10 protein-coding genes and 1 other annotated feature are annotated in these 13742 nt (G+C 42.0%); of the genes, 7 read left to right on the plus strand and 3 right to left on the minus strand.

All coding sequences use genetic code 11. The annotated features are described in order from the left end of the window. Nucleotides 1-39: 39 nt before the first annotated feature. Entirely contained in the window at nucleotides 40-2235 is a 2196-nt protein-coding gene (gene nrdD, locus Q1X33_RS11675; protein WP_034869343.1) for an anaerobic ribonucleoside-triphosphate reductase, read from the minus strand. Nucleotides 2236-2522: 287 nt separating this feature from the next. On the opposite strand from nrdD, the gene Q1X33_RS11680 reads away from it, so the two are divergent. The 6 genes from Q1X33_RS11680 (at nucleotide 2523) to Q1X33_RS11705 (ending at nucleotide 9367) form a co-directional block, all read left to right on the plus strand. Then, complete coding sequence (locus Q1X33_RS11680) at nucleotides 2523-3287, plus strand: ABC transporter ATP-binding protein (RefSeq protein ID WP_005229848.1); 765 nt, start codon at nucleotides 2523-2525, stop codon at nucleotides 3285-3287. Next, on the plus strand, nucleotides 3277-5331 hold the full coding sequence (locus Q1X33_RS11685) for an FtsX-like permease family protein (protein WP_301969681.1): 2055 nt from the start codon (nucleotides 3277-3279) through the stop codon (nucleotides 5329-5331). The genes Q1X33_RS11680 and Q1X33_RS11685 overlap by 11 nt, the downstream gene beginning before the upstream one ends. Nucleotides 5332-5519: 188 nt before the next feature. Next, complete coding sequence (locus Q1X33_RS11690) at nucleotides 5520-6602, plus strand: M42 family metallopeptidase (protein ID WP_005229852.1); 1083 nt, start codon at nucleotides 5520-5522, stop codon at nucleotides 6600-6602. A 9-nt stretch (nucleotides 6603-6611) separates the two neighbouring features. Further along, on the plus strand, nucleotides 6612-7397 hold the full coding sequence (locus tag Q1X33_RS11695) for a DUF975 family protein (RefSeq protein WP_005229855.1): 786 nt from the start codon (nucleotides 6612-6614) through the stop codon (nucleotides 7395-7397). Between the two features lie 206 nt (nucleotides 7398-7603). Continuing rightward, the gene (locus Q1X33_RS11700; protein WP_005229857.1) at nucleotides 7604-8344 is read left to right on the plus strand and encodes an MBL fold metallo-hydrolase; all 741 of its coding nucleotides are present in this window, start codon (nucleotides 7604-7606) and stop codon (nucleotides 8342-8344) included. A gap of 18 nt (nucleotides 8345-8362) precedes the next feature. After that, nucleotides 8363-9367, plus strand: coding sequence for a lipoate--protein ligase (locus Q1X33_RS11705; RefSeq protein ID WP_005229859.1), 1005 nt, complete (start codon nucleotides 8363-8365; stop codon nucleotides 9365-9367). Nucleotides 9368-9412: 45 nt separating this feature from the next. Here the strand turns inward: Q1X33_RS11705 and proS are convergent, their stop codons facing one another. Next, nucleotides 9413-10846 carry a proline--tRNA ligase gene (gene proS / locus Q1X33_RS11710; protein WP_005229862.1) on the minus strand — a complete coding sequence of 478 codons (1434 nt, stop codon included), beginning with the start codon at nucleotides 10844-10846 and terminating at the stop codon, nucleotides 9413-9415. Nucleotides 10847-10887: 41 nt separating this feature from the next. Next, nucleotides 10888-11092: a binding site (T-box leader), on the minus strand. Between the two features lie 96 nt (nucleotides 11093-11188). After that, complete coding sequence (locus tag Q1X33_RS11715) at nucleotides 11189-13066, minus strand: hypothetical protein (RefSeq protein WP_367652791.1); 1878 nt, start codon at nucleotides 13064-13066, stop codon at nucleotides 11189-11191. A 142-nt stretch (nucleotides 13067-13208) separates the two neighbouring features. Here Q1X33_RS11715 and Q1X33_RS11720 point away from each other — a divergent pair, with 142 nt between their 5' ends. Beyond that, complete coding sequence (locus Q1X33_RS11720; RefSeq protein WP_010749528.1) at nucleotides 13209-13727, plus strand: S24/S26 family peptidase; 519 nt, start codon at nucleotides 13209-13211, stop codon at nucleotides 13725-13727. Nucleotides 13728-13742 lie beyond the last annotated feature (15 nt).

Genomic DNA, 13742 nt, shown 5'->3' on the forward strand with positions numbered 1-13742 from the left:
GAAAAGGAGTGTAGAAGAATTCTAGCACTCCTTTTTCGTTTATTCTTGCAAATGTTTGACCCGGGCAGAAATTTCTTTGTGCCGTCCATTGACCATTGGACGAGCTTGAGGATTTCCAAGATACCCACAGGTTCTTTTGACGACGTCACAACTTTTTGGGTCATGATTGCCGCATTGCGGGCATTCGAAGCCCCGTTCGGTTGGATTGAAATCTCCTTCATACCCACACTCATAACAGTGATCGATAGGGGTATTTGTTCCAAGATAGGCGACCCGATCATAAGCGTAATCCCAAACCGCTTCTAACGCTTTTGGATTTTGCTGCAAGACTGGGTATTCACAGTAATGAATAAACCCGCCAGAACAGTATTTTGGATATTCTTTTTCAAAATCAAGTTTTTCAAATGGTGTCGGATTTTTCCGCACATCATAGTGGAAGCTGTTGGTGTAGTATTCTTTGTCGGTAATGTTTTCAACTTCACCGAATTTTTCGGTATCCAAGCGGCAGAAACGATCAGTCAGGCTTTCACTAGGCGTCGAGTATACGCTGAAATGATAGCCGTATTCATCGCCCCAAGCATCTGCATGAGCTTTCAATTCTTTCACGATCGCTAGGGTAAAGGCTTTTGCTTCTGGATCTTGTTCCCATGTTCCACCATAAAAAGCCGAAGCAGCTTCATACAAACCGATATATCCAAGAGAAACAGTAGCACGTTTGTTTTTGAATAGTTCATTCACATTGTCTTTGCGATCCAAGCGTTCACCGAAAGCCCCGTACATATAAAGGATCGGCGCATTCGCAGGACTGGCTTCTTTACAGCGCTCCACCCGATAGACAAGAGCATCCTTGACGATTTGCAGACGATCTTCCAGCAGCGTCCAGAATTTTTCTTGATCACCATTTGCTTCTAAGGCGATCCGAGGAATATTCAATGTTACGACGCCTAGATTCATCCGACCGACATTGACTTCTTCGCCACGTTCGTTTTTCCAGCCTTGCAAGAAAGAACGACAGCCCATCGGCACTTTAAAGCTGCCGGTCAATTCAACCAATTTATCATAATTCAAAATATCAGGATACATCCGTTTGGTGGCACACTCTAAAGCCAGTTCTTTAATATCATAGTTCGGATCGGTAGGGGCCAAGTTGACGCCACGGCGAATACTAAAGATCAATTTTGGAAAAATAGCGGTACGCTTTTCACTGCCTAACCCGTTGATGCGAATTTGGAGAATCGCTCGTTGGATCTCCCGTTCGAACCAGTTGGTTCCTAAACCAAACCCAAGGGAAGTAAACGGCGTTTGTCCGTTTGAGGTGAATAACGTATTGATTTCGTATTCTAGACTTTGCATTGCATCGTAGATATCTTTGCGCGTTTTGCTCTTCGCATAAGCTTCCCGACGTTCAGGCGACTCGATCCATTCTTCGGCATCTTTTAGATGCTTTTGATAATTCAACTCAGCAAAAGGAGCCAATAATTCATCTGTTCGATCAGCAGAACAGCCGCCATATTGACTCGATGCTACGTTTGCAATGATTTGTGAGATTTGAGCGGTTGCCGTTTGGATCGATTTTGGCGATTCCACTTCGGCGTTCCCAATTTTAAACCCATTATTCAGCATGCCTTTAAAATCGATCAAGCAGCAGTTGGTCATTGGGGTGTAAGGATGATAATCCAAGTCATGGTAATGAATGTCGCCTTTTTGGTGAGCATTTGCCACGTGAGGAGGGAGCATTTTCAAACCGATCGATTTTCCTACGATCCCAGCGGTCAAATCACGTTGTGTATTGAACACATTGCTATCTTTATTGGCATTCTCATTGACGACCGATTGATCTTTATTCATCAATTTGTTGATCGTAAAATTGATGTCTGTGGCTTTGCTGCGCTCGAAATCACGATGGGTCCGATAGTTGATATATTCTTCAGCCAAGGCATACTCGTTTTTTGCTAATAAGATATGCTCGACGATATTTTGGATCTCATAGATTTTTACATTCGTACGAAAACGTTCCGCGATCTCGTGATCGACACTGTCAACGATCTCGGTGATTTTTTCGTGGTCGATGGGAGAAAGCTCGCCGTTGATTTTTCTTAGGGCTTTCACTAACGCATCGTAAATTTTTTGATCATCAAAATCGACAAGCCGTCCATCACGTTTTACGATTTTTAACTGACGCAAAGCGGACTGTCTTTCCAACCCTTGCTCAGGATTTCTCTTAATGTTCATCATTTCTACCACTCCTTATCTTCCTCAATATAATAAAACAAATTGTAGAAATGAGCAACTATATATAGTGGTGAATAAGGGTTGATAAATTGGATATACACAATATATGGTGTATATTCATTGGAGTGTTTTCTGAGAAAACTGATAAGATTAAGGGTTTGGTTGTTCCATGTTTCACATAATGAATAAAAAACTTTTTTAAATTTATTTTTTCTCTGTTTTGAAGCAGAAGTATTCAATGAAAAAGTATGCTACCATAAGGAGAGAATTTTATTAAAGGAGGGTTCTATGTGAAAAATATGATTGATGTGAAGCATCTGACCAAAAGTTACGGCACTCGTTTCAATCAAACCAAAGTATTAGATAACCTTTCTTTTGCAGTGGATCAAGGAGAATTTGTTGGAGTCATGGGGCCAAGCGGTGCTGGGAAAACGACCCTGATGAATCTTTTGTCTTCAATCATGCGACCTAGCTTAGGCTCGATCTATATCGATGGCAAAGACATTACCCGAATGTCGGAAAAAGCCCTCAGTGATTTTCGTCGTCAGCAGATCGGTTTTATCTTTCAAGACTTTAATCTTTTAGAGACGTTGACTGCCAGAGACAATATCTTGCTTCCCCTTGCCATTGATCGTTTGCCCGTGAGTGAAACCCAAGAGCGCATTGAACAAACGGCCAATTTGTTAGGAATCGAGCACTTGTTAGATCGCTACCCAGAAGAATTGTCTGTAGGGCAAAAACAGCGGGTCGCTGCTGCTCGAGCAATCATTAGTCGTCCGGCGGTCCTTTTTGCTGATGAACCCACTGGCGCCCTTGATTCAAAAGCGGCGACAGAATTGTTACGGTATTTAGCACAAATCAATCAACAAGAGAAAACAACGATCTTGATGGTCACCCATGATCCTTTCACCGCCAGCTACTGCAACCGAATTTTATTCATCCGAGACGGTGTCTTCTTTGCAGAAGTCGTCAAAAAAGGCGGGCGTCAGGAATTTTTTGAAAAAATCATCGATATGCAGGCAACGATTGGAGGCGGTCCGCGCCATGTTGTTTAAAATCGGCTGGCGGAGTTTTTTACGGCAGTTTCGCAACTATATGGTGTACTTTATTTGTATGATGACTGCTGTGATGATTTTTTATTCCTTTAACGCCTTGATGAATGATCGTCTGCTCAATCAACGGGTCCAGCAAGATATCCGCATTGAAGGGGTTTTAGGATTCGGCAGCAGTGTGGTTGCCTTTGTCGTCTTGTTTTTTATGCTGAGTGCCAATCATTTTTTTCTTAGTCAGCGGCAAAAAGAAATCAGTGTTTACCAGCTTTTGGGGCTGCGACAAGGTCGTCTGGCTTGGCTGTTGCTGCGGGAAACATTTCTACTGAATTTTTTCTCTTTAGTGACCGGCATCTTTATGGGAATTATTTTTTCGAAATTTTTTTCTATGATTTTGATTCGGGCGATGGGCTTGAATTTAACCAGTCATTTCTTTAATTCACCCCAATCGATTTTTTCAACGGTTTTTGTCTTTATCGCGGCGATGATTATTTTGAGTATTCAAGTGATCCTTTTTGTTTGGCGTACCCCAATGAGCGAGCTGATCAAGACTGAATACCGCTTACCGATCAAGAAAATGAAAATGCCCCCGTTTCGTTCATTAATGGGGGTTCTAGGTCTGATTCTACTGGGGGTAGGCTACTATCTGTCTTTGACCCTACGGGAAACTTGGACCAACTATATCACGTATACACAAGATTTTTCAGCAATTTTATGGATTCCTTTATTGATTCTGTTTTGCTGTGTGACGGCAACCTATCTTTTTTTTGATTGCTCGTTACCGGCACTGTTATATTTTTTGAGCAAGCCGAAAAAACGTCTTATCAAAGGGGCGAAACTGATTGCTTACAATAACGTGCGGGCTTACTTGCAAAGAACGTGGAAAAGCTATGCGCTTTTGACGATCATCACAGCGATCGCAATCTCCCTGATCGGGGGAACGATGGGGGTCATCTCATTAAACTATCAAGCAACGAACCGCATTTATCCAACGTCCTTTCAAGTGTCAGAAGAGCAGGCAGATACCTTGCGGGACCTTTTAGAAAAAGCCGATACACCGATTATTGCCGAACAATCGATTCCCTATAAAATGACCAATATGACGGTTCAAACCCGTTACCTTGGAGAGTTGCAAGACGAAAATATTGAAAATATTATGGTGAATCTGGTCGCTTTTTCTGATTATCACCGTCTGCGAAAACTGGTTCCCGATGCCCCGGAGATTCAACTGAGTACCGATAAACAAGCGGTGCTTTTTGACAGTCAATACGATGTGACTCGTTCGTTTATCACCTATCGCGATGAGGTCAAAATCGGCAGTCAACATACGTTCAAACTCATTCAAGCAGAACAGGATTATTTTGGGGATTCTGCCTTGCGCTATTCCTTGCCGAATGTCCTTGTCATCCAAGATGATGCGTACCAGCAAGTTGAGGGCTTCACCTATAGCGTTGCTTATTTACAAACAGATAAGTTGCAAACGGAGAGCTTGACTCAGCTGCTAGATGAAGAGCTGCCGATCGAGTGGACGCATCCTTTGACCTATGAGTTTAGCGAGGACCAAAAAAGCGTGCGTTTTTATCCAGAGACTGCCCGAGATTCCACCAGTGAGAATAACCAGATAACCGCATATCGACTGACCTTAGCGAATCGTTTTACAACGATGCGCGGCGTGCGGCGGCAAGCAGGAATCGTTTTGTTTGTGTCATTATTTGTAGGTGTGATCGTTTTGATCACGACATCCAGCAGTTTGATCGTTCGGCAATTTTCAAATACCGAGCGGGAGAAACACAATTACCGATTATTGACCAAACTAGGTTACACCCGAAAAGAAGTACGCAAACTCGTTTACTGGCAAAACATCTGGATTTTTATGCCAGGTACGCTACTGGCGATCTTGCATGCCGTCTTTGCCATCAATACCTTCACCCAAATCATCGACAGTCCTGGGTATTGGGTCGCTCATTTGTTTGCGGCAGTTGCAGCAGTCGTCTATCTATTTGCCTATTTGATTACCGTCAAGCTGTGTCTGCGAATAATTGAAACTTGATTGAATTCTTGATAAAACGATCCTTAGAATTGAAGCGAACCTTACAAGTTAGACCAAAAAATCTAATCTTGAGGATCACTACAAAACGAGGATCGTTTTTTCATTTAACCAATCTTTTTGTATTTCCCACTGGCACCAGATTAAGAGAATGGTATAATCATAATCAATGAGACAAAGGAGGAAGCAAGATGGAGAAAAAAGAAGAACAGCTTTTAATAGACCTAACGACTGCACGTGGGGTTCCTGGGAATGAGGAGGAAGTGCGTGAAGTCTTTAAAGAATATGCCAAAGACTTTGCTGAAGATATCTTTTTTGATGGTTTAGGAAGCGTCATTGCCAAACATGTTGGTGATGGCGGTGGACCGAAAATTTTTATTTCGGGACATATGGATGAAGTCGGCTTTATGGTAACTAAAATCACAGAAAAAGGCTTTATTGAATTCCAGACCCTTGGTGGTTGGTGGGGGCAAGTGATGCTGGCACAGCAAGTCGAGATCAAAACCAATGAAGGCAAATTGATCCACGGTGTCGTCGGATCAAAACCACCCCATGTCTTGAGTCCAGAGACTCGAAATAAACCGTATGATATCAAAGATATGTTCATTGATATCGGCGCTTCAAGTGAAGAAGAAGCCAAAGGCTGGGGGATCCGTCCAGGAGATATGATCACCCCTTATATCCAATACAAACGGATGAACGACAGCAAATTTTTATTAGCCAAAGCTTGGGACAATCGAATTGGTACGGCAGTATCACTGCGGGTATTAGAAACCTTGGCATCAGAAGGTCATCCCAACTGCTTGTTTGCTGGCAGTGACGTGATGGAAGAAGTTGGCCTAAGAGGGGCGCGAACAAGCACTCACTTAGTGAATCCCGATATCGCTATCGCACTAGATACTGGTACCGCTGGGGACACACCTGGAATGACACCAAAAGAAGCGGATTCTGTGTTAGGCAAAGGCCCACAAGTCCTGATTTTCGATGCTTCCATGATTCCTCACAAGAAATTATTGAATTTTGTGATCGATGTCGCAGAAGAGATGGAAATTCCTTTCCAATATACCGTGATCACTGGTGGAGGAACCGATGCTGGTCAAATGCATTTGACTCGTGATGGGGTCCCTTCGATCGCTATTACCGTGCCAGTTCGTTACCTGCATTCTCATACTTCTGTCATTCATGAGGATGACTACTTCAATACAGTCAAGCTTGTAACGGAAGTGGTTCGCCGCTTAGACGATAAGACCGTTAAAGCATTGCGCAGTTATTAAGGTGAGTCTATGAGATCAAATACAATGATTCGAGAGACCGCCAAAAACTCCTTGCGCGGATTCTGGGGAACGTTCGTCTTAAGTATTTTAGCGACGGTTGCGGTACAAGCGGTGGTCAGCTCGCTTTTTAGTAGTATTGGGACTTCTTTTGGTGCAAACAATGCAGGGAGCTGGATCGATCTGATCTTGGACAATTTTGTCTTCTTTGCGTTTTCGGTAGCGTTGAGTATCATGGCACTCTATCTGGTTCGTGGCAGAGGAATCAAGGTGGCGGATATTTTTCTCGTATTTGATAAACGATTCTATGTGCCGTTTTTGCTACTAAATTTAGTGAGCGCGCTTTTAAATTATCTTTTGAGTTTTGCGATTTTCTTGCCGCAGTTTGTCTTATCAGGCCTTAATCAATATTTGGGCTTGGTATTCAATTTTAATCGGGGAATCTCTGTTGATGTATCGATGTTTAACGGTTCGATCGCTTTTGTGATTGGGACTTTTCTCTCCATCATTTTGTTCTTCTTTTTGTCACAAGTCGTTACTGGTGTGATCCAATTAGCGATCTATCTGCGCTATGATCAACCGGAATTAGGGGTTCTTCAGTCTATCAAAGTGGCCTTTGCGCTCTTGCGTCCACATCTGGGTCAATACATTTGGCTACAGTTATCATTGATTGGTTGGTTTATTCTCGGCTTTTTGGCACTGATGATCGGGATGCTATGGGCAAACGCCTACGCTTATGCAGTCAATGCAGTATTTTATGAGGAATTGATCAATGAACAACGAGCGATGATCAGATAAACAAAAAAGACGACGGCCCATTGGTCTGGCTCCCTGCAGATAGAGTAAAAAACTCATTCATAGGGTTCTACCAATAGACGTCGTCTTTTTCTCGTTTTCTCGATCTTTTTTTGCAAAAAAATGGTCGGATTTTAGTCAAATCAGCTGAGATGTGATAGCATAAAAGAAGTAGAAAACCAGCTTGAGCCAAAGAGGAGGAAACACAAGTGAAAATAACTGTCTTAGGTTGTTTAGGTGCCTATCCGTATAATGGTGAAGGGACTACTGGCTATTTAATTGAGTCGGAAGGCTTTCATTTGCTGCTTGATGCGGGAAGCACCACCTTGGTCCAACTAGAAAAAATCCTTGATCCCTTAGACTTAGATGCAGTGATTCTGACGCATTACCATCACGATCATATTGCGGATCTAGGCGTATTGCAATACTATTGGCAATTATATCCAGGAAACGAAGAACGCCAGGTTTTGCCGATCTACGGACATGGTGAGGACACTGTTCATTTTGAAAGCCTGACGATGCCTGGAGTGACTCAAGGAATTGATTACCTCCAAACGGAGTCATTGGAATTGGGCCCGTTTACCATTACCTTTATGAAAACGATCCATCCAGTCACTTGCTATGCCATGCGATTTGTTGAGAAAAGTACAGGCAAGGTTTTTGTTTTTACAGGCGATTCAGGCTACTTAGAATCTTTTGTTCCGTTTGCACAAGGAGCTGACCTGTTTTTGGCAGATACCTATCTTTTTGCAGGCAATGAGCGGCACAAGGCTCATTTTACGTCAAAAGAAGCAGGCGAGATTGCCCATGCGGCGCAGGTAAAAAAATTAATGTTGACGCATTTGCCGCAACACGGTGATTTAGAACAGTTACGAGAAGAGGCTGCACTAGCTGCCAATGGGATCCCCGTTGAATTGGCGGCTGTTCAAAAAATAATTGAAATCATCTAATTAGGAGGAACGAATAGTATGCTTTTTGTACCGAACGAACTGAATGACCCACGCATCAATTTAGCCATCGAGATTTTTCTTCTTCAAGAAATGAAAGTGGATGAACCCATCTTACTTTTTTACATTAATGAACCATCGATTATCATTGGACGCAATCAAAATACGATCGAAGAGATCAATAAGGAGTATGTGGATGAACATGGGATCCGTGTCGTTCGTCGTTTCAGCGGCGGCGGTGCAGTCTATCATGATTTCGGAAACTTGAATTTCAGCTTTATTATGCCTGACGATGGGAATTCTTTCAGAGATTTTGAAAAACTGACCAAACCAATCGTCCAAGCTTTACATGAGATGGGGGTTGAAGGGGCGCAACTAAAAGGCCGCAACGACCTTGTGATCAATGACATGAAATTTTCTGGGAATGCGATGTACGCAACAAATGGCCGGATGTTTGCTCATGGCACGATCATGTTTGACAGTGATATCAATGAAGTAGTTAACGCCTTGAAAGTCCGTAAAGACAAAATCGAATCAAAAGGCATCAAATCGATCCGTTCAAGAGTGACCAACATCAAACCATTCTTGCCAAAAGAGAAGCAAGACATGACGACTGAAGAGTTCCGTCAAGAAATCTTATTGAAGATTTTTGGTGTCGATTCCGTGGAAGACGTCAAAACCTATGAACTAACAGAAGAGGATTGGGTCAAGATCAATGAGATTTCCGATAAGTATTATCGTAACTGGGATTGGAATTACGGCAAATCACCAGCCTTTGATATCGAACGTCGTCATCGATTCCCGATCGGCTCCATCGAAGTTCGTTTAAATGTGGCGGAAGGAAAAATCACGGATGCCAAAATCTTTGGCGACTTTTTCGGCCTAGGGGACATTGCAGATGTAGAACAAGCCCTGATCGGTACTCGTTATGCCAAAGAAGATTTGGCACAAGTCATTGCCAACATTGATGTCAAAAAATATTTTGGCAATATCACGCCTGAAGATTTTCTTTCATTGATTTATTAATCAAAAAACGAAGCAGCCTTTTCAATCTGGCTGCTTCGTTTTTTATTAGTATGCGCGGGCGATCCAAACGGTGTGTTTGGCAGGTTTCCCGCTGACGATATCGACCGTTTTTTCCATTGGCGCTTCAAACGGAATGTTCCGAGTAGTAAAGCCAGTTTCTTCTTTGATTTTGGCTTCGGTTTCTTCCGAGCCGTCCCAACCGATCAAAACAAAACCAGTCACTTTGTCTTCTTGTTTGCACGTTTCGATATGGGCTTTTAGTTCATCCAATGTATCGATGTTGGTGTACTCATTATCTTTGTTACGTTCCTTCGCAGCTGCTAATAAACGTGGAGTCATTGCTTGTAATTCTTGGTCAACAAACGCTTCTAATTCCTCAAGAGCGACTGTTTGCTTGTCAGGTAGGTCACGGACTTTGACCATGACTTTGCCAGCTTCTAAATCTCTTGGGCCACATTCGATTCGCAAGCAAGCGCCTTTTAGTTCCCATTCATTGAATTTATAGCCAGGTGAGTTATCAGAATCATCCAAACGAACACGAATGCCCTTGGCTTTAAAGTTGGCATACAGTTCTTCTAATTTTTCTAAGATGGCTGGATTCTTTTTCCAAGGACCGACTGGTAACAACACAACTTGGGTTGGTGCAATGGTTGGTGGGAAAACTAAACCATTTTCATCGCCATGGGTCATGATCAAGGCACCTAACAAGCGGGTAGAGACACCCCAAGAGGTTGTGTGGGCATAGGTATGCTTGTTTTCTTTCGTTAAATACGTAATATCAAATGCTTCAGCAAATTTTGTACCCATGTAGTGGCTGGTTCCTGCTTGGACTGCTTTACCGTCTTTCATCATCGCTTCGATTGAATAAGTATCAACTGCCCCTGCAAAGCGCTCAGAAGGGGTTTTTTGTCCGCGATAAACAGGGATCGCTAGGAATTCTTCGCAAAGGCGGGCATATTCATCTAAGACTTTCATGGTGCGTTGACGAGCATCTTCTTCATTTTCATGAGCGGTATGGCCTTCTTGCCATAAAAACTCTGAGGTACGCAAGAAAGGCAATGTTTTCTTTTCCCAACGAAAGACGTTTGCCCATTGATTGATTTCATAAGGCAGGTCACGGTAGGAGTTGATCCAATCAGAAAAGGCAGAGCCGATCATGGTTTCTGAGGTTGGACGCAATGCCAAAGGTTCTTCCAGTTTTTCGTTGCCGACTTCTGTGACCCAAGGTAATTCAGGGGCAAAGCCTTCGATATGATCCGCTTCCTTCATAAAGAAATTTTGCGGAATCAGCATTGGGAAGTATGCATTGCGAATGCCTTCTTTTTTCAAGAAACGATTGAACTCCTCTTGAATATGCTCCCAAAGTTCGAAGCCGTCAGGACGGAAAATAATGGAACCTTTCACTGGGGAGTAAGCCATCAATTCGGCTTTTTGGATCGTTTGGATATACCATTCTGTAAAATCATTTTTTTGTGTCATTGTTTCTCCTCCTTAAAAAAATAAAAAAGCATCTCGTCCTAAAAAAGGACGAAATGCTTGGATTTCGCGGTACCACCTTTGTTGATTATCGATCGGGATAATCCAACTCGTAAAGGATAAGGCCTTTCCACCGACCGTTTTACGGTCATTGCCATTGGGTAGGTTCATTTTATCAGCGGGTGTCGATTTTTCAGCTGCCACCGACTCTCTAAGACCATCATAAAACTACTATTCCAATGCTTGTTGCTGTTCTTTATCATGCTAAAGCGAAAAAGCGAAAAAAGCAAGAGTTTTTTCGCTTTTTCTTAAAATAGACCGTTTAACGTATCGGGGAAAAGGCAGTCAGTCAAAAGACAGCAGATCCGCCTTAGCGGCAAGTGTCAAACGCAAAAAATGAAAACCATCTGAATCCTCGATACGCATACTTCCTTGATAGACAAGACAAATTTGTTCCAGCATTTGCACATCGGTATGGATCGCCTGTCGTTTTGCTTCATCAGTCTGTAGTTTTTCTGCCTCATCCTCTGTTAAAAGCGGCATTTGACAGTCGATATGTAGCTGTTCTTTTGTGTCAGTCACTTTCAACGAAAGCCTGCGATTTTGAGGATCTGTGACCGAACAGGTGTAGCGGATGGCGTACTCTAAGCAATGGGCGATCAAGGACAGACGATCATTTTCTTCCAATCGTTCCAGTGGTTCCGTGAGGTCATCGCAGGTAAGCGTGATTCTTTTTTGAGCGGCAGTGTGTTGATAATCAGCAAGCAGCATCGTCGTGATCGATTCTTTTTCAACCGCAGGGATCGTTAGCTGCTGCTTGATTTCTTCTTCAATCTCGCAAAGACCTTCATACGCAGCCGCTAGTTGTTCATCTTCTAACATGTCCTTAACGGTATGGGTTCTCTTTTTGATGGTTTGTAAAATTTGCTGCCATTGTGCCGTTTGATCTGGACCGATCGCTTGCTGATTTTCATATAATCGCACTTTGATGTCTGCCGTGTCGATCTGCTTATTTTTGCCTTCACTGGCAAAAAAGAGTTCGAGGAACCCATAACAAGTAAAAATAAGTATCAGTAAGAAAAAGATGATCGAGCGCCAATTGATGTCAGATTGCGGGAGGACTAAAATATCCTGGATATACAAGAACCCATGACCGATTGCCGCGACAACGATCCAAGGTGCACAAAGGACATAAAATTGATTCTTTTTTAACGCCTCATAAATCGCCGCAAACGAAGTCACAAAGGTGCTGGTGATGTTTAATAAAAACAGATAGTTCATGACGACTGGCAAACTTTGTTTTTGAAAAAGTGCCAGAAACATGGCAAAGATCCCGAAGGAGTAGTGAACAAACAACCATTTCTGATAATACTTACGTACGAAGTGCATGTTTGTGTAGTAAAACCCAATCAAAAACATGGGCGTAATAATCGAAAGAAAATTTAACATAAATGAATTCACGATGGGAGAAAAAAGCAGTCCGCCCAGCAGATCCCCGAAGCCGGCTTCTAAACCTGCACTTAAAGCAAAGGCGCTGAATAAGATGGAAGATACTTTCAGCTTTCTTTGGTTGATAAAAGAAACGAAGAGATAAAATAAATTAAGGATACAAATAAATCCGGTAAATAAGAGGATATAGATATTCAAAATTGAAAGACTAAAAACATAACCGATCAATGCATTGGCAGGGCCGAAAAAGACCTCGGCTGGAAAGCCAGAATAAGTGTCGAAAGGACTAGTCACGTAGATCTTCAACGTCTTTCCAACGTAATCCTCTGGCAATGTGATAAAAGATAAGGTTTTGCCAGGATGGTTGAAGGTCAATGAATGTTCGGTAGCTTCATTGGTATAAATTTCTTGATTATCCAGATAGACGGTCATGTGTTGATGATCGCCAATCAGTAGCATCGTTGGATATTTGTATTCATTGGTCATTTTTCGCTGCATGACAAATCGATCATTCGCTTTTACGCTAGGTAAATATTTCACATAACGGCTAATAAAAGTAGAATCAGGATTGTCTTCCGCATAAAAAATCCAATCTTCCTTCTTCTCCACGGTATGGTTATCAGAAGTAGGAGATAGGAAGAGTATAAGAAAAAAACTGATGCTTCCTAGCAAAAATAGAACGAGTAGGATAAAAGGAATCCAACGTTTTAAAAAGAACTTGTTATTTAAAAAAAGTATACTTTTTCTCCTATGTTTTTTAATCGCCTTTAGCATAATATAAATAGTAAAACAATGTCAAATAATAATCAGAAAAAATGCGCATAAAAATTCAATAATTCGTTTTTAAATATTTGAAAAAAATTTAATTATGTTATAGAATCGAAAAAGAAACTGAGGCTTAGAAGGAGAAAAGAAAATGAAACTTTTGCCAAAACAAAGTATCATGCTCTCGCTTTTTGTACTGCTGTTTATGCTGATTTCTGTTTTAGCGGTCGTGATTCCTCATGCGTTTGGTTTCACAATGGCCATCGTTAACAGCGATGCAATGGAACCTACATATTCCGAAGGGACATTGCTTTTTGTTAAAAAGGCTTCAGAAGACAATTTGGTCGTTGGCAATGAAGTGACCTATTATGTCGATCACGGCAGGCAGATGCGCACACGGCGAATCGTTGCAGTGGGAGAAAACCAATCGGTGCTTTATGCGATCGGTGATAACCAAAGCCAGATGGAACCAAAAGAAATCCAAAAAAGCCAATTGATTGGGCAACCAATTTTTTATATCCCTAAAGTAGGGGCTTGGCTCAATCAAACGACGATCCAGCTTTTTAAAAACATGTATTTCCTTTTCGCAATGTATATTTTAGTGACCACCTTGTTTGTAACGCTCTATCAAATCAAATCTGGATCCATAAAAAAATCAATCATCTCTTAGACATAAGGAGGAAAA

The sequence above is a fragment of the Enterococcus sp. B2E4 genome (assembly GCF_030499455.1).
In the GTDB taxonomy this organism is placed as follows: domain Bacteria; phylum Bacillota; class Bacilli; order Lactobacillales; family Enterococcaceae; genus Enterococcus_D; species Enterococcus_D casseliflavus.